This is a genomic window from Methylobacterium sp. GC_Met_3 (assembly GCF_026540775.1).
Taxonomy (GTDB): domain Bacteria; phylum Pseudomonadota; class Alphaproteobacteria; order Rhizobiales; family Beijerinckiaceae; genus Methylobacterium.
This window is the reverse complement of record NZ_JALNUL010000007.1, coordinates 160,660-181,569: the sequence shown is the minus strand read 5'-3', so window position 1 is coordinate 181,569 and position 20,910 is coordinate 160,660. Positions and strand designations below refer to the sequence as shown.

Genomic DNA, 20,910 nt, shown 5'->3' with positions numbered 1-20,910 from the left:
GCCGCGGGTTCGGCGCGCGCGAGCCTCACGCCCGGCGCCGGGTCAGGAACAGGGAGCCGGAGATCGGCCGGCCCAAAGCCTCGGAGCTGTCGACGAGGTCGATCAGGTCGCGCTGGCGGGTCGCGCCATTGCAGGCCACCATGAGCACCCGATCGGCAGCGTTCGCGAGCGGGCCGAGCCGCAGGTTCTCGCTGAGGACCCCGCCATCCACGATCACCAGCTCGAAACGGGCCTTCACGCCGGCCACGAACCGCTCGACGTTATCGACCGTGAGGGCTTCACGGACCAGCTTGCTCGTGTCGCCGAGCCCGACTCGCCGCGCGCCGGATTTCGAATCAGTGTCGGTCACCGCGTTGAGGCTCTGCTCGCCGCGCAGCACATCGAGCAGGCCGCCGGCGCTCGCCCCATAGCCGCGCAGATCCGCGTCCACGAGCAGAACCCGATCACCGCGCCCGACCGCTACCGCGGCGAGAAGCCCGATCACGGCCCGGCGCCGCTTCTGGTCCGATTCGCCCGACGTCACCATCAGCACGAGCGAGCGCCCGAGGCTGCCGGCGGTCGCGGCGAGATGGTCCAGGGTGATGCCCGCGGCCGTCGCGTTGGCGCCGCGCGGTCGCAGGCCCGGCAGGACCGCCACGACCGGCGCGTTCGAGATCCGCTCCAGCTGGCGCGGCGACAGCACCGTGGGGGCGAGATATTCCCGCATCAGCGCGAGCCCGGCGCCGAGGCCGATCCCGCCGAACAGCGCGGCGGCGATCAGGATCAACCGCGGCGGCCAGCTCGGATCCTCCGGCGGGCGGGCCGCCGTGATGATCCGTGCGTTCGAGCTGTCGATGCTGCTCTGCTCCTTGATCTCTCGGGCGCGGACCAGGAACGCGTTGTAGACCGAACGCGCCGCCTCGACCTCGCGCTCTAGTTCGCGCAGCTGCACCGAAGACTGGGAATTGACCGCCGCCTGTTGCCGGAGCCGAGTCAACTCGGCGGTGAGCGTCCGCTCGTTGGCCTGGGCGCGGTGGGCCTCGGTCTCGGCCGCGCCTGCGATCCTGTTGAGCTCGGCGTCGATCAGGCGGCGGACATCCTGCATCTGGGTGCGCACGGCGGCGATGAACGGATGGCGCTCGCCTAAATTGGTGCGCAGGTCCGCCTCCTTGGCGGCGAGTTCGGCGTATTGCCCGCGCAGGCGGTCGATCGACGCGGACTGCACCGCCTCCGGCATCGCGCCGGCCCCGACCGCCCGGCCGCGGGCGTCGCGGATCCCCTGAAGCCGCGCCTGCGCGTCGGCGGTCCGGGCCTGGGCGGCCACCAGCCGGGTGTTGAGGTCGGTCAGCTGCTGCTCGTTGACGAGCCGGCCGCTGGCGGTGATCAGGCCGGCGCGGGCCTTGTAATCCTCGAGCTTCTTGTCGGCGACGTTGACCGCTTGGCGCAACTCGTCGAGCCGGCCCCGAAGATCGCCCGCCGCGCGTCGGGCGGCATCGGCACGCGCCTCGGTCTGGTCCGTCAGGTAGGCGGTGGCGATCGCGTTGACGATCTTCGCCGAGAGGTCGGGATCCTCCGTGGTGACGATCACGTCGATCACGAACACCTTGTCGGCGCGCTTCACGGCGAGCTTGCGCCGGAGCTGCGCGAGGGCACGGCCCTGCGCGTCGACCTTCCGTTCGGGCTGCGGCCCAGTGACCAGCGCCCGCAGCGTGGCCACGGTGCGCGTCAGCCAGAGGTTGCGGGGTGCGCCGAAGCCCGGTTCCGTTTCCAGCCCGGTCTGGGCCACGGCCCGGCCCAAAACCGCGTCGGATTCGATCACCTTCACCTGGCTTTCGACCTGCGCGATGCCGCCATCCGGCGAGAGGGTGCCCGGGTTGACGTCGTTGGACACGACCTGACGGTCGCGCGGGTCGATCAGGATCTGGGCGGTCGCCGTGTAGAGGGATGGTGTAAGCAGGGCATAGGTCAGGGCCAGCAGGGCCAGCAGCAGGGCGGTCCCGATCACCAGCGTCTTGCGCCGCCAGAGGATGCGCCACAGGTCGCTGGCCTCGGCGCTCGTCTCCGGCCGGACGGGCCGCTCGGGCAGAGCAGGCTGCACCGGCGCCAGCCAAGTCGCGACAGCGAGGTTAGGGTCGATCCGTGTCACGATCGGTCACCGTCGTCTCAATCCTGGCCAGACCCGCGGGGGCCGTACCCGAGCCTGCAAGAGTCGCGCATATGGGTGATAAGCTGCCGAAACTGAAGTTGTCCCAACAAGACGTATCCATTACTGCGTTTCCGGTAAACACCTCGCGCAACTTCGAATGATATTTACTATGTATCACGCGCGTTACGGTTGGGGATTGGAGCGGCGTGGTTCATTGCGTGACGCGGCACGGTGCTGGATGAGGGTGCATTGATCGATGCATGTGCGCGTTCGCCTCGACGGTTCCAACCCGCAGCACTGGCACGTGGCCCTGCTGCGGCGGATCGTCGAGATCCCCGGCCTGACCGCGGTCAGCGTCGACGACGCGCCGGCATCCGGGGCGTGGCCGCGTACGGCTGAGCTGCTGTTCCGGCTCGAGGCGCTCGTTCATGGATTGCCTCGCCCCGGCACGGAGCCGGTTCCGAGCGCCGAACTCGAGCTCTGGCGCCAGCCCGCCGCCCGACCGGATATCGTCCTCGACCTGTGCGGCGATGTCCCGTCCGGACCGGCCACATGGCACATCGCGTATGACGGCCGGGTCGGCGCGGACGCCCTGTTGGCCAGCCTGCTCGCCGATGCAGTGCCGCGTCTCACCCTCGTGGAGAATGGCGCAATCCGCGCCGCTGGCCGCCTTGGTGCCGACCGGCCCGGGATCGTGTTGGCCAGTTTCGAGGATGCGCTCGCCCGGACGATCACGCTGGTTGCCGCGGCTCTGCGCGACCACATAGCGGGAGGGGCCGGGGCAGGGGGCGCCGGCGACGCGTCCGTTGATCATCGCGTGGTCTTGACGGTTCCGCGCCTCGGCGTGCGGGCCGGGCGCATGCTCGCGGGCGCCCTGATCCATCGGCTTTATCGCCTCTGCTACAACGCTCCGCACTGGCGCTGCGGCTGGCGGCGCCTTGCCGGGCCGGACTTGATCGATCTCGGCCGTCATCCCGAGGCGAGATGGACCGTCCTGCCCGATGACGGCCGGCGCTTTTATGCCGATCCCTTTCCGATCTCCGTCGGGGGCAGCACGCACCTCTTCGTCGAGGATTTCCCGCACGCCACGGGCAAGGCGATCATCTCGTCCGTTTGCTTCGGGCCGGACGGGCCGGAGGGCGTGCCGGTGCCGGTGCTGGAGGAGACGCATCACCTGTCCTACCCGTTCGTGTTCGAGCGGGACGGAGCTGTCTGGATGGTGCCGGAGAGTTCCGCCGCCGGGACGGTCGACCTCTACCGCGCCACGCGCTTCCCCGGCGGCTGGGTCAAGGAGGCGACGCTCCTCTCCGGCGTGGTGGCGAGCGACGCGACCCTCGTGGAGCACGCAGGCCGCTGGTGGATCTTCGCCACCGTGCGCGATGCCGGCCTCAACGCGCCGCCCGGCGCGGGCTCCTTCCACGACGCGCTGCACCTCTGGTCGGCGCCCGATTTCCGCGGCCCCTACACGCCGCATCCGGCCAATCCGGTCCTGGTCGATCCGTCCCTGGCGCGGCCGGCGGGCCGGATCGTGTCGCGGGGCGGCCGGCTGATCCGCCCGATCCAGGATTGCGCCGCCGGCTACGGCCGCGCTGTGGTGCTCGCGCGGATCGACCGCCTCGATCCGGAGGGATTCGCCCAGACCGTGATCGGCCGAGTCGAGCCCGGCCCGGCATGGCCCGGCAACCGGCTGCATACCCTGAACGCGGGTGGCGGGATCGAGTGCATCGACGGGGCCGGGCGCGCGCCGCGTGTCACGATCCCGGGCCGCGCCCGGCTCACGGGGTGATCCGGACCAAGTTGTCGCAGGGGCATCCGTTTTGTGGCTCTGGGCGGCCGCCGTTAGACCGAAACTTGGAGCGGAACAACTTTCGAGACAGGGCAGCGCCGTGCGGCCCGCGCGGTCAAGAATTTTTAATGCTCTAAATATTCTGCAATTCAATTTTATATGCTTCAGACCATGGGATTGGTATTTTGCGCATCTATAAAGGATGTATTATCAGATAAAGTCGTATCTTTGCTTCATAGGCCGATGCTTGACATTTGCTCGATGTTTGTCAAGTTTCCGATCCGCGGGTGCCGAAAACGGCTGATCGTGCCGGATGCCGACTCAAACTGGGCAAAGCCAAGTCTGAGTTCTTCAGCTCGATCACGCATCCGCTCGGCGAGTCAATCAGTTTAAAGACGACTCACTGGAGGCTAGCCGCTCAACAGGAGTTTTCCGATGAGTACGTCCATCGCTCCGGTATCCACCGCCCACACGCATGCCGTTCAAGCGCATGCCGCGAAGTCCGAGACGAAGCAGTCGGACAGCGCCAAGACCACGCAGCATGTGCAATCCGCCGATCCCCGATCCGCGCAGAAGGTTTCTCCTCGGCAAAGCGATGCAGTACTGAACTTGGCCATTGAGGATCACGCGAAGATCTCGCTTCTGCGTAAGAATGAGGCGCGTGATAGGACCGGTGCGCAGGCCGCCGATCGCGCCTAGCAAGCCATCCAGCGCGGGTGGCGCGCGCGACGGCGTGGAAGCATGCCTGATCCCCGGTTCGAGCCCGGCGGGACCGAACCGGAGAGTCGAATAGAATCCACGGCCGTCGATCGCATTCGCGTTTGGCCGTGCCGCCTTCGTCCTGAGCAGATGGATACCCGGGCTCATGGAACGCCGGTGCAATGCGACCCGGTGATTGTCGCCCGGGTCTTCAGTGTTGCGTCGGCGGCGGCCTAGGGTTGGTCCGACGCTTTGCGCAGGCTGCGGGCGAGTGCGCGGGGGATTGGCCCCTCCCGCGTTGGGCACCAATTTCTTAGCCGCATAGCCCTGGCGGGACGGCGTCCGGCCCGCTACATATCGGAGGCGGGGCTGCAGAGTTCGTCAGGAGCACTATCCCCGGGGCCTTATCGACTCCCTCGGGAGCTGTCCCTGGCCTCGTCCCTGGACCTGGCCAATACGGCGCCCACCTACTCTGTAGGTTTCCCGGGATCGATCCTCCAACGGCTCACGTGGCTCCGCACTCGTCTTTCTCCGATCCTGCCGATGCGGCGCGCAAACCCGAGCTGCGCCGCGCAGCCTTGGCGGCTCGTGACGCGCTCGGCGCGGAAGACCGGCAGGCCTCTTCGGCGGCGATCGCCCGCGCACTCCTCAGCCTACCCGAATTGACGCGCGCCCGGCTCGTGGGAGCCTTCTGGCCGATCCGCAGCGAGGTCGATCCTCGCCCCGCCGCCGAGGGACTGCTCGCCCGCGGCCAGGCCGTGGCCCTGCCGCAGGTCACCAAGGACGGTCTTGTGTTTCGGGAATGGCGCGCCGGGGATGCGCTGGTCTCGGGCAGCTTCGGCCTGAGTGAACCCGACCCCGCCCTGCCACCGGTGGAACCCGACGCGCTGATCGTGCCGCTCGCCGTCTTCGACCGGACCGGCCAGCGGATCGGATACGGCCGCGGCTATTACGACGGCGCAATCGAGCGCCTGTCCCGCAGCCACCCGGTCTTCACCGTCGGTATCGGCTTTGCCGTGCAGGAGGTGGCGCACGTGCCGGCCGAGCCGCACGACCGGCCCCTCGATTGCGTGATCACCGAGGCGGGTCTGATCCGCTTCGACAGGACGGTGTGACCGATGCGGCTGCTCTTCCTCGGCGATGTCGTCGGTCGTTCGGGCCGCATCGCGGTGTGCGAACAGCTGCCACGTCTGCGGGACCGGTGGCGGCTCGACTGCGTGGTGGTGAACGGCGAGAACGCGGCCGGCGGCTTCGGGATCTCCGAATCAATCTGCGATGAGCTGATCCAGGCCGGTGCCGACGCGGTGACGCTTGGCAACCACAGCTTCGACCAGCGCGAGGCCCTGGTGTTCATCGCCCGCCAGCCGCGTCTGGTGCGCCCGGCCAACTACCCGCCCGGAACGCCGGGACGGGGCGCCACCGTGGTGGAGACGCAGGGGGGCGCCCGAGTCCTCGTCGTCAACGTGATGGGCCGGGTCTTCCTCGACGCGATGGACGACCCCTTCGCCGCCGTGGAACGCGAGATCATGGCCTGCCCGCTAGGGGCCGCCGCCGACGCCGTGGTGGTGGATATCCACGCCGAGGCAACCAGCGAGAAGCAGGCCTTCGGCCATTACCTCGACGGCCGGGCGAGCCTCGTGGTCGGCACCCACACCCATACACCGACCGCCGATCACCGGATCCTGCCCGGCGGCACCGCCTACATGTCGGATGCCGGCATGTGCGGCGATTATGACTCGGTGATCGGCATGCAGAAAGACGAGCCGATCCGGCGGATGATCCAGAAGACGCCGGGCTCCCGCTGGGAGGTCGCCACCGGGGAAGGCACGCTCAGCGGTATCGCGGTCGAGATCGATGCACGGGGGCTCGCCACCCAGGTTGCGGCCCTGCGGCTGGGGCCGCATCTGGAGGAGAGTGCGCCACACTTCTGGGATTAGGCTTCGTCCCGATCGCATCGCGCGGGTGACCCCCGGAGCCGCCTGCCGTTCACCACGCGACGCGACTGCGTCCTGTGCGCGACTTGATCGCGTCCGGCCCTGCCGCCACAGTGACCGTGACGGGCGCCGCCGGCGGCCGCATCTTCTGAGATCAGGCTAGAGCGACCGATGGCCGCCCGCGATACCGGCGAGAACACCAAGGGGCCGCTGGCTCAGCCCGGAATCTATCTCGGGCGCATGATCGTCTTTCTCATCCTGGTCGGCTTCCTCGCCTTCATTCTGTTCAAGCAGATCACGCCAGCCTTCCTGGCCAACCCCGGCCTGAACGGCCTGATCCTCGGCGTTCTTTTCATCGCGGTCGTGATCGCCTTCGGGCAGGTGATCCGGCTGTTCCGCGAGGTCGCCTACGTCAACGCGGCCGCGCGCAATGCGCAGTCGAAACGTCCGCCTGCCCTTCTGGCGCCCATGGTGCCGATGATCGTGGCCCGGAACGAGGGGGCGACGCTGCCGGGCACCGCCGGCTATCTCGACATCATTGCGGCCCGCCTCGACGAGGGGCGCGAGATCCTGCGCTACATCGCCGGCATCCTGATCCTGCTCGGCCTGCTCGGCACCTTCTGGGGCCTGATCGATACGCTCTCGGCCGTGGGCGGCGTGATCAAGGGCATGCGCGGCGGCGGCGATGCCGGGGTGATGTTCGACGAGTTGAAATCAGGCCTTGCGGTCCCGCTGTCGGGAATCGGTCTGGCGTTCTCCGCCTCGCTGTTCGGACTTGCCTCGTCGCTGATCACCGGCTTCCTGGAGTTGCAGGCGGGCCAGGCCCATGCGCGTTTCCACAACGAATTGCAGGACTGGCTGATGTCCGGCGAGGCCGCCGTCGCGGCCGTTGGCGCCGCGGCATCGGTGCCGGTCCGGACGGCGGGGGGGGCCGGCACGCAGGAACTGAAGGAGGCGATCGATCGTCTGACCGCCCTGGTGGCGGAGGGCGGCGGCAGCCGCGCCGCGACGCTCGCCATGACCAACCTCGCCGAGGGCATCCAGGGGCTCGTGCAGCACATGCGCGCCGAGCAGCAGATGATCCGCGACTGGGTCGAGGCCCAGGCCAGCCGTGAGCGGGAATTGAAGCAGGTGCTCGACCGGCTCGGCCGGGAGCGGGTCTGATGGCGTCCAGGGCGGCACGCTCCCGGCGCACCCTCAATGTCTGGCCGGGCTACGTCGATGCGCTGGCGACCCTGCTGCTCGCGGTCGTGTTCCTGCTGACGGTGTTCGTGGTCGGTCAGTTCTTCCTGTCGCAGGAGTTGACCGGTCGGGATGAGACGCTGGCCAAGCTCAACCGCCAGATCGCCGATCTGACCGATCTCCTCGCCCTGGAACGCTCCAGCCGCCGCACGCAGGAGGACGAAGTCCGAAACTTGCGCACGACGCTGGCCGGCGTCGAGGCCGAGCGCGATCGGGCGAAGACCCAGGCCGAGGCCGCGACCGTCACTCAGGGGGCTACGGGCGCGCTCGACAAGCAACTGGACGCCGAGCGGGGCGCGACCAAGCGGGCGCTGTCACAGATCGACCTGCTGAACGAGCAGATCAGCGCCATGCGCCGCCAGCTCGCCGCCCTGGAGGATGCGCTCGCCGCCTCCGAGAGCCGCGACCGGGAATCGCAGGCCCGCATCGCCGAGCTCGGCAGCCGGCTGAACGTCGCCCTGGCCCAGAAGGTCCAGGAACTCGCGCGCTACCGGTCCGACTTCTTCGGGCGCCTGCGCCAGATCCTGGGCAACCGCCCCGACATCCGCGTGGTCGGCGACCGGTTCGTGCTGCAATCGGAGGTGCTGTTCCCGGCTGGCTCGGCGACCCTCAAGCCCGAGGCCGGACCGGAGCTCGACCGAATCGCCGGAGCGATCTCGGACCTGGCCAAGCAGATCCCGGCGGATCTGCCCTGGGTGCTGCGTGTCGACGGCCACACCGATGCCCGTCCGATCAGCACGTCACAATTCCCGTCGAACTGGGCGCTCTCGGCCGCCCGGGCCATCGCGGTGGTTCAGTACCTCGCCGGCAAGAGCATCCCGCCGCAGCATCTCCTGGCCGGCGCCTTCGGCGAGTTTCAGCCGCTCGATGCCGGCACCACCGAAGACGCCTATGCCCGCAACCGCCGGATCGAGATGAAGCTCACCGAGCGATAGCGAGTCTCTCCCTTTCGTAGGGGCAACTCACTCGGCCGCCGGCAGACGCTCGCCCCGGGTGCGGGGCTCCTTGCCCCGGGCGGTCTCGTCGAGCGCATCCGTGAATTGCAGGTTCGCCAGCTGCGCGTAGAGCGCGCCCTGCGCCAGCAGGCTCTCGTGGGTTCCGGTCTCGACGATGCGGCCATCGTCGAGGACCAGGATCCGGTCGGCGGCGCGGATGGTGGCGAGCCGGTGGGCGATCACCAGGGTGGTGCGCCCCCGCATCAGCGTGTCGAGAGCCGCCTGCACGGCGCGCTCGGATTCGGCGTCGAGCGCCGAGGTCGCCTCGTCGAGAAGCAGGATCGGCGCGTCCTTGAGGATCGCCCTTGCAATGGCGATCCGCTGCCTCTGGCCGCCCGAGAGCGTCACGCCGCGCTCGCCGACCTGCGTGTCGTAGCCCTGGGGCAGGGCTGTGACGAAGCCATGCGCGTGGGCGAGTTCGGCGGCATGCCGGACCTCCGACTCGCTCGCCTCGGGCCGGCCGTAGCGGATGTTCTCGGTCACGGTGCCGGAGAACACGACCGGATCCTGCGGCACCAGGGCGATGCGGGCGCGCAAGTGCTCGGGATCGACCTGCGCGATGTTCGCGCCGTCGACCAGGACGCGACCGTCCTGGGGATCGTAGAAGCGTAGCAGCAGCTGGAAGACCGTCGATTTGCCGGCGCCGGACGGGCCCACGATGGCAATTCGCTCGCCGCGGGCCGCCGCGAAGCTCAGGCCGCCCAACGCGGTGTGGCCGGGCCGCGTCGGATAGGCGAAGCGCACCGCCTCGAAGGTCACCGCGCCCTGCGCGGGCTCCGGCAGCGGGAGGGGCGGCACGGGCGCGCGGATCGCTGGCTCGGCGGCCAGGATCTCGGTCAGCCGCTCGGCGGCGCCCGCCGACATGGCGAGATCCCCATAGACCTCGGAGAGCTGGCCGAGTGCCCCGGCGCCGAACACCGCGTAGAGCACGAATTGCGAGAGTTCGCCCCCGGTCATCGTGTGGCTCAGCACGCCTTGCGCGCCGTACCACATCACCCCGACCACGGAGGCGGAGATCAGGAAAATCGCGACCCCCGTCAGCAGCGCCCGCGCCCGGATCGAATCGCGGGCGGCCCCGTAAGCCTCCTCGGACGCCGCTGCGAACTGGGCGGCCGTGCTGCCCGAACGCCCGAACGCCTGCATGGTCCGCACGGCCCCGACCGCCTCGGCGGCATACGCGGAGGCCTCGGCCAGCCGGTCCTGGGCGGCCCTGGACCGGCGCCGCACGCCGCGGCCCGACAGGATCAGCGGGAAGACGATCAGTGGAATCGCGGCCAGCACCATCACGGACAGCCGCGGGCTCGTGATCACCATCATGGCGGTGGCGCCCACGAACAGGAACAGGTTGCGCAGCAGGATCGAAACCGAGACTCCGAAAGCCGATTTGATCTGCGTCGCGTCCGCGGTGAGACGCGAGACGATCTCGCCCGACTGCGCCCGGTCGAAGAAGGCGGGATCGAGGATCGTGAGCCGGGCGAACACGGCTGCCCGCAGATCCGCCACGACCCGCTCGCCGAGCGTCACCACGGTGTAGACCCGGGCCGCGCTCGACAGCGCGAAGGCCGCCACCACCCCGAGCAGGGCGAGGAAATAGGCGTCGATCACGCCTGAGCCGTCGGCCGTGAAGCCGTGGTCGATCACCCGGCGCATCGCGATGGGGACCACCAGCGTCGAGGCCGACGCGCAGGCGAGGGCGAGGACTCCGCCGATGATCCGGCCGCGATAGCGCAGCGCGAATGGGAGCAGCGGCCGAAGCGCGCTCAGCGGAGCTTTGGGCCGCCCCTCAACGGCCACCTTGGGTTTGCGGGCCATTACGCCTCTCGTGTCCCTCACTCTCCCGGTCCGCGGCGCTTGTGACCGGGAAGCGCGTGCGGTATACGCCGCCGCTCATCCGATTGCGTGTGTTCAATGGCCGCGGGCCGCCACCACGGTCGGCTTGTACGTGCCGTTGCACGAACCCACGGTTCGGTGCAACCGGTGTCATCTTCCGCATTCCGGGCCGGGCGGCGCCTCCTGCGCTTCCCGCCGGCGTGCCAGATTAGGGACGACAGGTCATGGCGAAGGACGCGGCCGCAAAGGCCAAGGGGACAGAGCACCCCGACTACCACTTCATCAGGGTCGTGATGACGGACGGCACCGAGTACCGGACCCGTTCGACCTACGGCAAGGAGGGCGACACCCTCAACCTCGACATCGATCCGCTCACCCACCCGGCCTGGACCGGCGGCGAGCAGAAGATGCTCGACCGGGCTGGCCGCGTTTCGCGCTTCAACTCGCGCTTCGGCAACCTCGGCAAGCGCTGAGCGAAGCGGAGGCCGCGCCCCGGGGTGCGGCCAATCTCGAAAACGGGCGGCTTCCTTGCGGGGCCGCCCGTTTTTTGTTTCGGTTGAGCCGGGCGTGCGCTTGCGCGCCCTGGTTCGGCGGAGCCGCCTCGAAGGACCGGCCACCCGGGTGTTGTCCACAGAACCGTATCGCGAAGAGGCGGCCGGTCGTACGATGATGCGGCTGTTTATCCGTCGCGCCGGAGTTGATCCTTCTCTGATGCGCCGCTTTTTGACCTGTGCGCGCAGTCTTTCGTAGATCTGGTCCATTCTCGGCATCGTCTCAACATCGTAGATCCTAGGCCTGTTGATCCGGCGAACGGGAGGAAGACGGTGCGGAGTTTGGGTTCTTCGATGGCGATGCGCCGTGATGATTTGCGCACCTCCGTGAGGAATAAGCTTCTTCGGTGGGTTGTTTGGGCTTTGGCGCTATGGGTCGCGAGTTCTGCGCCCACTTTCGCCCGGGACCGGGTCAAGCTCGGCATCATAGGGGGCGATTCCGAGATCCATTGGGCGAAAGCCAAGGAGATCGCCGCTCGGGACGAGCTCGATATCGAGTTGGTTGTCTTCTCGGATTATCTTTTGCCGAACGAGGCCCTGGCCGCCGGCGATCTCGACGCGAACGCCTTCCAGCATCGGCCTTTCCTCGACAATCAGATCAAGGTGCGCGGCTACAAGATCGTCCCGGTCGCCGAGACGATCGTCACGCCGATCGGCCTGTATTCCCGGCGCGTGAAGGCTGTGGGCGAACTCAAGCCGGGGGCCGAACTCGGCATCCCGAACGACCCGTCGAACGGTGGGCGCGCGCTCCTGCTGCTGCAGGCCCAGGGGCTGATCAAGCTGAAGGATGGCGTCGGTCTGCTGCCCACGGTCTTCGATGTGATCGAGAACCCGAAGCGGCTGAAGTTCCACGAGCTCGACGCCGCGCAGCTCCCGCGCAGTCTCGACGATCTCGACGCGGCAGTGATCAACACCAACTACGCCGTGGCGGCCGGCCTGACGCCCGGCAAGGACTCGATCGCCGTCGAGTCTGCAGTCGCCAATCCCTACAACAACGTCATCGTGGTGCGAGAGACCGACAGGAATGCCGTCTGGGTGGCCCGGCTGGTGCGGGCCTTCCAGAACGACGCCATCCGCCAACTCCTCAAGGAGCAGTTTCCCGGCCAGTTCCCGGCGTTCTAGACATTCCAAGCCACCTTGGATGAGGGTTCAACGCAGGAGCGCGGTACTCCAGCGCGCGCCGTGCCGGGGCGATCCCACCCGCTGCCCTCATTCGGATGTGCGAGCGCAGTGAGCCTCCAAGGGGGCCTCCAGCCAGGGGAGCGGTCCCTGGAAGGTTCCTTCGAGGCCTCAGCTACGCTCTTGCACCGCAGGATGAGGGAGTGTGTCGGACAACCGACCCGAGGCCTTCCCGACCTCGCGTCGTGGACCATCTTGCGACGCGGCCGGCAACATCTGCCACAGCCCGATCCGCCTTAGGGCGCCTCAGCCCTCGCCGAGGCGGAACGCCATGCGCAGAAGGCCGTGCTGGGCAGCGACCGGGCTCTCCACCGGGGCGGGCGTCGGCCGGTCCTCGGTGATCAGAACGTCGAGATGCAGGATGCGGCTGTGCAGGCGTCGCGCCCGCATAATCAGCTGCTGGAGCCGCACCGGCAGCAGATTGAAATCCTGCGGCTTCGGCGGCTCGCTGCTGGCAAGCTTCACCCGGTGCTTCTCCTGCAGTGCCTCGGCCGGGGTCATTTCACCCTCGGCCACCGCACGCTGCACCAGCAGCCAGGAGGCGACCTGCATCAGCAGCGTCGTGAGTCGCATGCTCTCCGCCGCGTAGCTCAGCGTCGCATCGCGCGAGATGAGGCGTGATTCGTCGCGGCCCTCGCCGTCGAGATAGGCGGCCGTCTCCTCGACAAGTCTCATGCCCTCACGGAACAGAGACTTGAAGGCGTCCGAGTTGACGTAGGACTTGCCGAAATCGACCCAATCCTGATCGTGCCGGAACGTAACATCGAAGCCGTTCATCCTGCCTCTCCCGTGCCGTCAGACGGCGCCGTCCGTCTCGAATCGGGACGCGCTGCCCCGCGCTATCCGACGACGCTGCAATCCTAGCGCCGATCGACGCTGGCAGCAGGCTTCAACCTTTTTTAACCTTAACGGACCGCGGATCTTCAAGATAAGCGGTCTACCGGGGGATGCTAGAGCGCTCTCCGCCGAACTGGACACCGGTTCGGCGTGGGAAAGCGCGTCACATAAAGGCTGAGAGCCGTGCCCGATTGCAACGCGATCCGGCACGGCTCTCACGTTCAGAACGCAGCACGCAGACCGCCGAATATGCTGCGACCGCTTCCAGGATAGAACGCCGCCAAGGCCGCCGGGCTCCCAGCCGTCCGGGCATTCGCCACCACAGCGATGTCCGACACGTAGCGCGCGTCGGTGAGGTTGCGCGCATCCACGAACAGGGCGACGCCGTTCGCGAAGTCGATCCCGGCCTCGATGCCGAGCAGCGCGTAGCCTGGCACCCGCAGGGTGTTTGCGTGGTCGGCGAAGGCACCCTCCGGTACCCAATCGACCGCTGGAGCGATGTGGAAGCCGCTCGGATGGCGGTAATTTAGGACGGTACGGAGCACGTCCGTGGGAATGCCGGCGATGCGACCGTTGCCGAACACCGGATCGCGCACGAACCGGAAGTCGTTGTGGGTCCAGATCTGTGTCACGCTCAGGCCGTCGGCGGGAGCTATGAGATTGCGGGCGAGATCGAGGGTCACGGCCGCCTCGACGCCCTGGTGAACCGAGCGCGGCGTGTTGAAGGTTGCGGCCGGAATGTTGAGTCCGGGATTGGTCGAGAAGTTGATGAGCTCGTCGCGCAGGTCCGATCGGTAGAGCGTCAGGTCGAAGGCGAGGCGGTCGATCCGGCCGCGCGCACCCGCCTCGTAGGTCCAGGCGCGCTGCGCCCGCAGCGGCACGAAGGTGGTGTTCAGGAGGTTCTGCTGCACGAGATCGGAGAAATCCGGCACGTCGCGGGACCGTGTGATGTCGCCGAAGACCTGGATGTCGGCGATGGGCTGCCAGATCAGGCCGATCTTCGGGTTGATCCCCGCATAGGTCTGCTCGGCGAAGCGCGGCCGCAGGTTTCCGGGCAACCCGCCCTTGTCGCTGTAGGTGCGGTTCGACGAGAACGCCTTGGCGCCGGTCATCAGCGCCACGTCCGGCAGGAACCAGAACCGGTTCTCGCCATAGGCCTCGTAGTTCGACGCGCTCTGGAGGGCATTCAGCGTCTGGGCGCCCCGCTGGCCGCGGATGTTGACGAACTGCAGGGCCGAATTCTGGCCCGCGAAGGCGCGCAGACCCAGCACCACGTCGTCGCGAAAACCGCCGAGATCGAAGCTGCCGGCCCAGTGCGGGTTGATCCCGTAGGTCCAGCCATCCTGATCGAGCGCCTGGAAGATCGGATGATACAGGCTCTTGTGGATCGCCCAGGTATCCACGTCGAGCTTGCCGACATCGAGCAGGAACGAGGTGCGATTGGCGATCCGCTCGGTCTCGACCTTGCGCGACTGGTTGCCGGTGATGGCGGTGGGATTGGCAAGCGTCGGCGTGGTGAGGCTCTGGCCGAGGGTCAGGCTGCCGGGCAGCTTCTGATCGGTCAGGTAGGTGCCGAGATAAAAGCGCGTCTCGATATCGGGCGCGATCCGGTAGCCGATATTGGCGTTGAAATTCTTGGTCGCCTGCGCCTCGTGGGCGCGGAACCCGTCGGAGTTGGTCAGCGTCGCGTTGACCAGCACGTCGAGCGGCCCGTCGATGCGGGACATCTGCGCCTGCTCGCGGATCGTGCCGAAGCTGCCGCCGTCGATGCGCAGGAGGTTGGGTGCGAGCGCCGTGTAGGCGGTCGGCGTGACGAAGTTGATCGCGCCGCCGAGCGTCGTCGCCCCGAAGGTCAGGGCGTTGCCGCCTTTGTAAATCTCAACGGACCGCACGGCGAGCGGATCGATCTGATAGAAGTCACCGCTCCCGTCCGCGAGGTTGAACGGGATGCCGTCCTGCAGGATCTCGAGCCCGCGCAGGTGGAAGTTCCGGGCGACGCCCGAGCCGCGCACCGACAGGCGGATCTCCTGGCCATAGCGCTCCTGCACGTAGACGCCCGGCACGTCCTTGAGCACGTCGCGGATCGTGTTGATGTAGCGGTCCTGGAGCGTCGCGGCGTCCACGAAGGCGACCGATCCGACCGTCTGGTAGAGGGTCGCACGCTGGCGATCGACGCTCGGCACCGAGAGCGAGCCGCGCGCCTCCCCCGGGAGCGGCCCGGTCGGCGTGGCGCTGCCGACGACGCTGAGTTCGGGGAGCGCCACGGCGGCGTCCTGGGCGAAGGCTGACGAGGGCATCGCGCAGGCGAGGAGCGACAAGGCGGCACGGCGGCCGGCACGGCTGGGGGTGGGCATGGACTCATATCCGTGTCTGAGGATCGGGGAGGGGCGATCGGATCAGACGACGGTGGGCGGGGCTCGGGCGTGGTGACCGGTTCGAGGGGGTGCCCGCGGCAGGGCGATGCGCGCTGGCCGTCTCTGGATGAGCACGACTGGGCCGGGAACCGGGATGGCCTCAGCCAGCGTAGGGGCGGGGAGGGCGACCGTGGCGGCGGCATGGCACGCGACGCAGCAGGCCATCGGCTCGTGGGCAGGGAGGTGCGGATCGTCCGGCCCCGTCCTGTCGAACGTGCCGCCGGTCAAGCACAAGGCGTGTTCCGGCCCCGATGCAGCGGCCATCGCGAGGCCGCCGAGGACGCCCTGGAGCGCGAGCGCGTACAGGACGAGGATCGCCAGCACGCGCCGCGCAGCCGGAGTCAGCCGGGGCCGGCGCCCCGGTGTTCCGGTCTCGCTGCCGTAGGATCGGGCGCACACCTGAGGGCGCTCGTGACGGGCCGTTCGCGGAACGCTGCTCCCGCCGAGTTGCTAGTGCTGGTGCTGATGCTGGCCGCCGGGCGCGGCCGCCCCGATCGGCGCCACCGAGAAGGTCACCGGCACGGTGCCGGCTCGCTGGAAGGTGAGCGTCCCGGCAACGGTCTCGCCGACCTTCGGTGCGCCGGTGAGGCCTTCGAACATCAGGTGATAGCCACCGGGCTTCAACTCGACGGTCTCGCCGGGCTTGATGGTCAGGCCCACGGAGACCGGTGCCATCTTCATGACACCACCCTCCATCGACATGGAGTGGATGTCGCCCGACTTGGCGAAGGGCACCGCGGCCCCGGTCAGCACGTCCGGCGTGCTGCCGGTGTTGGTGATGCGCACGTAGCCGCCCGCCACCTTGGCGCCGTTCGGCGTGGCACGCAGCCACGGCGTCTCGATGGTCAGGTCGCCGGCCTTGACGGACGTGGCTTTCGCGGGTGCAGCCTGGGCCGCCTGAACGATCCGGAAAGCCGGCGCCGCCGCCTTCAGGTCATGGACGTCCTGGCCGGGCTTCGGGATCTCGGACCAGGAATAGCCGCCCTCGGAGCAATCCTGCTGCACCGGCACGTAGACCGTCGCGCCGGGCTCGAACGTATCGGCCACCTGCGCCAGGAAGGTGAACTCGTCGACGTCGTCGTCCGGGAGGCTGCCGCCGCTCCACGTGATCGCCTTCACGCCCTCCGCGGCGGTGCCGTGATGGGTCGTGTAGGTCTTCGCGTAGGCGCCGCGGGTGGTCGCCACCGTCCAGCCGGGCTTCGGCATCGGCTTGGCGCCGATCAGCCCCTCGGGGATGCTGACGCTGACCTGGGTGGTTGGCTTGCCGTCGCAGCCGTGCATGATCTGGACAACGCCGCGATAGGACGCGCCGGGGCTGGCCTGCTTGCGCTCCAGCACCGCGTGGGCCTGCGCCGCAGAGGCGACGAGGCCGAGCACGGCCGGAATGAGAATCTTCATGGGATGCATCCGTTCTGAGGGTTTCGTCGGAAAACGATCGCTCAGGCGGATGGGGGGCCACGGGGGGAGACGCTGTGGTCGGGCGGGGCACGGGCGCCGATCTGGCTGACGGTCCGATAGGCGGCCCCACCACGGGCCTCGGACGTCCAGGCCACGATGGTGGGTGCGACGCGGGACGGGAGTGCGGAGACCGGGATCTGCGCCGCCGTGCAGCAATCGCTGTGGCCGTGCGCAGGCAGCTTGTCCGGTATCGTATCGGAGGCCGCATGCTGCGCGCAGAGCCCGTCGGCCGCGGCCGGGAGCGGCATCATCCCGCCCAGGAAGGCCTGCAACACGAAGGCGTAGAGCGCGAGCACGGCGATCGCGGCGCGCAGGGGCGCCACGGGCACGCCGTCGCGTCGTCTCCTTCTGGCCGAAGCTTGGTCCATGCTGCGCCCGTTCGCGGACCGCTCCGGACCGCTATGGCATCCCTGCCACACCCGAGAGCTCGTGGCTGTTGCCAGGCTGCCGCATCCGCAGGCCGCGTGCGCTGGCGCACCGCGACGCCATATTCCGGCCCCTTCGATAGGGAGTCTTAAGCCACAACCCAACACCGTGACGGCCGAGACTATCCCCTCCCGCCACGATCCGAACGAACTCCGGACCAGAGCCAGCGACCGATGCGCATGACGGCACACAACCGGTTCACCACATTCCTGAGCGTGGCCGCCCTCGGCGCCCTGGGAATCGGCACCGCTCAAGCCCGTGACCACGGCAACTATGCCCAGGCCGAATGGGCGCAGGACTATGCCTCCCCGGCCGGCATGCAGGTTCAGCGCGAGACCGTGCCGATCCTCTCGCCCCAGACCGTGGCGGCGACCGAGCAGATGGTCGAGCGCTACAAGGACATCGTCACCCGCGGCGGCTGGCGGCCCGTGGCTGGCGCCGAGCATCTGCGGATCGGCTCCCGCGGCCCGGCCGTGGCCGCCGTGCGCCAGCGCCTGATCGTCACTGGCGACCTCGACGCGGCAGCCGGCGGCTCGGGTGTCTACGATTCCTACGTCGCCGCCGGCGTGAAGCGCTTCCAGGCCCGCCACGGCCTCAGCCAGACCGGCACGATGAGCCTCGCCACCCAGCAGGCGATGAACGTGCCCGCCGACGTGCGCCTGCGCCAACTCGAGACCAACGTGGTGCGCCTGCGCTCCTACTCGGGCGATCTCGGCCGCCGCTTCGTGATCACCAACATCCCGGCCGCACTCGTCGAGACCGTGGAGAACGGCCAGGTCGTCACGCTTCACGCCGCGGGCGTGGGCAAGATCGATCGCCAGTCGCCGATCATGAACACCAAGGCGACGCAGATCAATTTCAACCCGACCTGGACGGTCCCGGCTTCCATCGTGAAGAAGGACCTGATCCCGAAGATGCAGAAGGATCCGAACTACCTCACGGACAACAAGATCCGCATCCTGGCCAACGGTCAGGAGGTCTCGCCGAAATCCGTGAACTGGTTCTCCGACGAGGGCACCCGCTTCACCTACCGGCAGGATTCGGGTGCCGACTTCAACTCGATGGGCATCGTGCGCATCAACATCCCGAACCCCTACGGCGTGTTCATGCACGACACGAACACCAAGGGTGTGTTCGGCGACGATTTCCGCTTCATCTCCTCGGGATGCGTGCGCGTGCAGAACGTGCGCGAGTACATCACGTGGCTGTTGAAGGACACGCCCGGCTGGGACCGCCAGAAGGTTGAGGAGGCGATCGAGAGCGGCAAGCGCGTCGACGCCAACATCGCCCAGCCGGTGCCGGTCTACTGGACCTACATCACCGCGTGGTCGACCCCGGACGGCATCGTCCAGTTCCGCGACGACATCTACAAGCGCGACGGCGTCAACGTGCCCTCGACCATCGGCGCGCCGACCCCGGTCGCCAGCGCCGAGCCGATGCCGCAGAGCTTCGAGCCCGGCGACGAAGAGTAAGCAACCGGCCGATACGCTCGGTTCGGATCTTTCGAGGCCCGCATCTCCACCGAGATGCGGGCCTCGCGCGTTTCCGAGGGTGTTTGTCATCCCCCGGTCAACTGCGTCTGCTTGGCCGCTCGAAACCGCATCGCGGGAACCGCCCTGCCGGCTTTGGCCGGCGGCGGAGCACGATTCTGTTCAGGAGCCCTGATGTCGCGCGAACCCATACCCGGAGACGGACGCCTGACCCGCCGCGAGACCGTGGTCGGTCTCGCAGGCCTGGGACTCTTGGCCGGACGTGCCGACGCGCAGGGTGCCGCGGAGGCGACCGGGATCGTCTAGGCAGGGAATGGAGCTGGCGCAGACCGCAGCCCAATGCCTGGGGTCCTGGTCTCCAACGGCCGCGAGATCGCGCGCACCGACGACCAGGGCCGCTACCGGCTGCCGATGGTCGGCGACGGCGCGGTCTTCGTGATCAAGCCCCCGGGCTACGCCCTGCCGCGGGACGCCGACAACGTGCCGCGCCATTCCTACATCCATCAGCCGGACGGCACCCCCGCAAGCGTGGGCCTGCGCTACCCTGGCGTCGCGCCGACCGGCCCCCTGCCGGCTTCGATCGACTTCACCCTGATCCGCGTCGATGAGCCTACGGATTTCGACGTCGTCCTGTTCACCGACCCGCAGCCCGAGAGCCGGTTCAAGCTCGATCACGTGCGCGACACCGCAATCGCCCGCGCCATGGCGATCCCGGCCGGCTTCGGCATGACCATGGGCGATGTCCTGTTCGACGATCTCTCACTCTACGGCCGCTCGAACCGAATCGTCGGGCGGATCGGGCTGCCCTGGTACAGCTTGCCGGGCAACCACGACCTCAACATGCAGGCGCCCGATGCCCGCTACAGCCGCGAGACCTGGAAGCGGGTGTTCGGCGCGCCGACCTACGCGTTCCGCCACGGGCGGGCATGGTTCGTGATGCTCGACAATGTCGAATGGCTGGGGCCGCCGGTCCCGGTCGGGGCCAACACCTACCGGGGTCGGATCGGCGAGCGCAGCCTGACCTTCCTGCGCAACCTGCTCGCCGAGATCCCGCAGGACGACCTGATCGTGCTCGCCATGCACATCCCGCTCGTCACCGACACGACGCCGGACGATCCGCATGGCATCACCATCGACCGCGCGGCGCTCCTCGACCTGCTGGCAGGGCGCAGGGTCCTGAGCCTCGCCGGCCACACCCATACCACCGAGCACCATTACCCGGCCGACGCGCACCATCATCACGTGCTGACGGCGGTCTCAGGCTCATGGTGGAGCGGGCCCGAAACGCGCACCGGCATCCCCTCGGCCGACAGCCGCGACGGTACGCCGAACGGCTTCCACGTCCTGTCCGTGCGCGGGACCGATTACACGACCCGCTACGTCCCGGCGCAGGGCCAGCCGGACGAAACGATGCGCATCCTATTCGAGAGCGAGGCGCGGGTCGGCGCCGTGGAGGTGATCCGCCACACCCGGCCGGTCCAAGGTCTCCGTCCGCCGGTCCCGCAGGACGCGTTGCCCGACACGAATCTGGTGGTAAACGTGTTCGACGGCGGCCCGCGCACGAACCTCAGCTTCCGGATCGGCGAGCGGTCGCCGCTCGCAATGACCCGTACCCGCCGGCCCGATCCCTTCGTGTCGGAACTCTTCGCCCGCTATCCCGAGACCAAGAAGAGCTGGGTGCAGGCCATACCGTCCACCCATATCTGGACGGCCCGGCTGCCCGACGACCTCGCGCCTGGCGCCCATCGCGTCACCGTGGAGGGAACCGACGAGTACGGGCGCCCGATTCGCAGCTGCACCGTGCTGGAAATCCTCGGCGAGCACGGCCGCGGGTAGAGGCGTTCGCGAGCACCTTGTGACGGATGACGGTGCTGAGATCTTCGAAAGGCGACGTGCACATTCCCTCCGTCTTGTGGGAATAGCCCGGGGGTGGGGTTTATGCAG

At 68.4% G+C, this 20,910-nt stretch carries 16 protein-coding genes, 1 other RNA gene and 1 pseudogene; 11 read left to right on the top strand and 7 right to left on the bottom strand.

Going from position 1 to position 20,910, the window contains the following annotated elements; translation table 11 throughout:
- Positions 1 to 25 precede the first annotated feature (25 nt).
- Positions 26 to 2,125 carry an exopolysaccharide transport family protein gene (locus OXS27_RS12460; RefSeq protein WP_267356458.1) on the bottom strand — a complete coding sequence of 700 codons (2,100 nt, stop codon included), beginning with the start codon at positions 2,123 to 2,125 and terminating at the stop codon, positions 26 to 28.
- A gap of 256 nt (positions 2,126 to 2,381) precedes the next feature.
- Between OXS27_RS12460 and OXS27_RS12455 the strand changes: the two genes are divergently transcribed.
- From OXS27_RS12455 to OXS27_RS12425, 7 genes are all read left to right on the top strand, one after another.
- The gene (locus OXS27_RS12455; protein ID WP_267356457.1) at positions 2,382 to 3,911 is read left to right on the top strand and encodes a formyl transferase; all 1,530 of its coding nucleotides are present in this window, start codon (positions 2,382 to 2,384) and stop codon (positions 3,909 to 3,911) included.
- A 435-nt stretch (positions 3,912 to 4,346) separates the two neighbouring features.
- Positions 4,347 to 4,610 (top strand): hypothetical protein, encoded by a 264-nt coding sequence (locus OXS27_RS12450; protein WP_267356456.1) that lies wholly within the window; start codon positions 4,347 to 4,349, stop codon positions 4,608 to 4,610.
- Positions 4,611 to 4,973: 363 nt separating this feature from the next.
- Positions 4,974 to 5,130: non-coding RNA, 6S RNA (gene ssrS, locus OXS27_RS12445), on the top strand.
- Complete coding sequence (locus OXS27_RS12440; protein ID WP_267356455.1) at positions 5,120 to 5,725, top strand: 5-formyltetrahydrofolate cyclo-ligase; 606 nt, start codon at positions 5,120 to 5,122, stop codon at positions 5,723 to 5,725. Before ssrS ends, OXS27_RS12440 begins: the two co-directional genes overlap by 11 nt.
- Before the next feature lie 3 nt (positions 5,726 to 5,728).
- Positions 5,729 to 6,547: a TIGR00282 family metallophosphoesterase gene (locus OXS27_RS12435; protein WP_267356454.1), complete on the top strand. Its 819-nt coding sequence runs from the start codon at positions 5,729 to 5,731 to the stop codon at positions 6,545 to 6,547.
- Between the two features lie 168 nt (positions 6,548 to 6,715).
- Entirely contained in the window at positions 6,716 to 7,708 is a 993-nt protein-coding gene (locus OXS27_RS12430; RefSeq protein ID WP_267356453.1) for a MotA/TolQ/ExbB proton channel family protein, read from the top strand.
- A complete protein-coding gene (locus tag OXS27_RS12425; protein ID WP_243916175.1) occupies positions 7,708 to 8,721 on the top strand; it encodes a peptidoglycan -binding protein in 1,014 nt (337 codons plus the stop codon). The genes OXS27_RS12430 and OXS27_RS12425 overlap by 1 nt, the downstream gene beginning before the upstream one ends.
- A 27-nt stretch (positions 8,722 to 8,748) precedes the next feature.
- Here the strand turns inward: OXS27_RS12425 and OXS27_RS12420 are convergent, their stop codons facing one another.
- A complete protein-coding gene (locus tag OXS27_RS12420) occupies positions 8,749 to 10,593 on the bottom strand; it encodes an ABC transporter transmembrane domain-containing protein (RefSeq protein ID WP_267356452.1) in 1,845 nt (614 codons plus the stop codon).
- Positions 10,594 to 10,835: 242 nt separating this feature from the next.
- Between OXS27_RS12420 and rpmE the strand changes: the two genes are divergently transcribed.
- Positions 10,836 to 11,084, top strand: coding sequence for a 50S ribosomal protein L31 (gene rpmE / locus OXS27_RS12415; RefSeq protein WP_243916173.1), 249 nt, complete (start codon positions 10,836 to 10,838; stop codon positions 11,082 to 11,084).
- Between the two features lie 441 nt (positions 11,085 to 11,525).
- A complete protein-coding gene (locus OXS27_RS12410) occupies positions 11,526 to 12,284 on the top strand; it encodes a MetQ/NlpA family lipoprotein (protein WP_267356451.1) in 759 nt (252 codons plus the stop codon).
- 303 nt (positions 12,285 to 12,587) lie between these two features.
- Here OXS27_RS12410 and OXS27_RS12405 read toward each other — a convergent pair whose 3' ends face one another.
- The 5 genes from OXS27_RS12405 to OXS27_RS12385 all read right to left on the bottom strand — a co-directional run bounded on the left by OXS27_RS12405 (position 12,588) and on the right by OXS27_RS12385 (position 17,379).
- Positions 12,588 to 13,118, bottom strand: a complete 531-nt coding sequence (locus OXS27_RS12405) for a DUF1465 family protein (protein WP_243916172.1) — start codon at positions 13,116 to 13,118, stop codon at positions 12,588 to 12,590.
- A 281-nt stretch (positions 13,119 to 13,399) separates the two neighbouring features.
- Positions 13,400 to 15,532, bottom strand: a complete 2,133-nt coding sequence (locus OXS27_RS12400) for a TonB-dependent receptor (protein WP_267356450.1) — start codon at positions 15,530 to 15,532, stop codon at positions 13,400 to 13,402.
- Between the two features lie 42 nt (positions 15,533 to 15,574).
- Positions 15,575 to 15,991 (bottom strand): hypothetical protein, encoded by a 417-nt coding sequence (locus OXS27_RS12395; RefSeq protein ID WP_267356449.1) that lies wholly within the window; start codon positions 15,989 to 15,991, stop codon positions 15,575 to 15,577.
- 51 nt (positions 15,992 to 16,042) lie between these two features.
- Positions 16,043 to 16,990, bottom strand: coding sequence for a DUF1775 domain-containing protein (locus OXS27_RS12390; protein WP_267356448.1), 948 nt, complete (start codon positions 16,988 to 16,990; stop codon positions 16,043 to 16,045).
- A gap of 41 nt (positions 16,991 to 17,031) precedes the next feature.
- A complete protein-coding gene (locus tag OXS27_RS12385; protein ID WP_267356447.1) occupies positions 17,032 to 17,379 on the bottom strand; it encodes a hypothetical protein in 348 nt (115 codons plus the stop codon).
- 270 nt (positions 17,380 to 17,649) lie between these two features.
- On the opposite strand from OXS27_RS12385, the gene OXS27_RS12380 reads away from it, so the two are divergent.
- On the top strand, positions 17,650 to 18,948 hold the full coding sequence (locus OXS27_RS12380; RefSeq protein ID WP_267356446.1) for a L,D-transpeptidase family protein: 1,299 nt from the start codon (positions 17,650 to 17,652) through the stop codon (positions 18,946 to 18,948).
- 192 nt (positions 18,949 to 19,140) lie between these two features.
- Positions 19,141 to 20,802: pseudogene (locus tag OXS27_RS12375) on the top strand (calcineurin-like phosphoesterase family protein).
- Positions 20,803 to 20,910: the final 108 nt, after the last annotated feature.

Bases quoted from the DNA above. Each gene is read 5' to 3' on its own strand.
- OXS27_RS12430 (WP_267356453.1), top strand. From the start codon at position 6,716: ATGGCCGCCCGCGATACCGGCGAGAACACCAAGGGGCCGCTGGCTCAG.
- rpmE (WP_243916173.1), top strand. From the start codon at position 10,836: ATGGCGAAGGACGCGGCCGCAAAGGCCAAGGGGACAGAGCACCCCGAC.
- OXS27_RS12380 (WP_267356446.1), top strand. From the start codon at position 17,650: ATGCGCATGACGGCACACAACCGGTTCACCACATTCCTGAGCGTGGCC.
- OXS27_RS12435 (WP_267356454.1), top strand. From the start codon at position 5,729: ATGCGGCTGCTCTTCCTCGGCGATGTCGTCGGTCGTTCGGGCCGCATC.
- OXS27_RS12420 (WP_267356452.1), bottom strand. From the start codon at position 10,593: ATGGCCCGCAAACCCAAGGTGGCCGTTGAGGGGCGGCCCAAAGCTCCG.
- OXS27_RS12390 (WP_267356448.1), bottom strand. From the start codon at position 16,990: ATGAAGATTCTCATTCCGGCCGTGCTCGGCCTCGTCGCCTCTGCGGCG.
- OXS27_RS12425 (WP_243916175.1), top strand. From the start codon at position 7,708: ATGGCGTCCAGGGCGGCACGCTCCCGGCGCACCCTCAATGTCTGGCCG.
- OXS27_RS12450 (WP_267356456.1), top strand. From the start codon at position 4,347: ATGAGTACGTCCATCGCTCCGGTATCCACCGCCCACACGCATGCCGTT.
- OXS27_RS12400 (WP_267356450.1), bottom strand. From the start codon at position 15,532: ATGCCCACCCCCAGCCGTGCCGGCCGCCGTGCCGCCTTGTCGCTCCTC.
- OXS27_RS12455 (WP_267356457.1), top strand. From the start codon at position 2,382: ATGCATGTGCGCGTTCGCCTCGACGGTTCCAACCCGCAGCACTGGCAC.
- OXS27_RS12405 (WP_243916172.1), bottom strand. From the start codon at position 13,118: ATGAACGGCTTCGATGTTACGTTCCGGCACGATCAGGATTGGGTCGAT.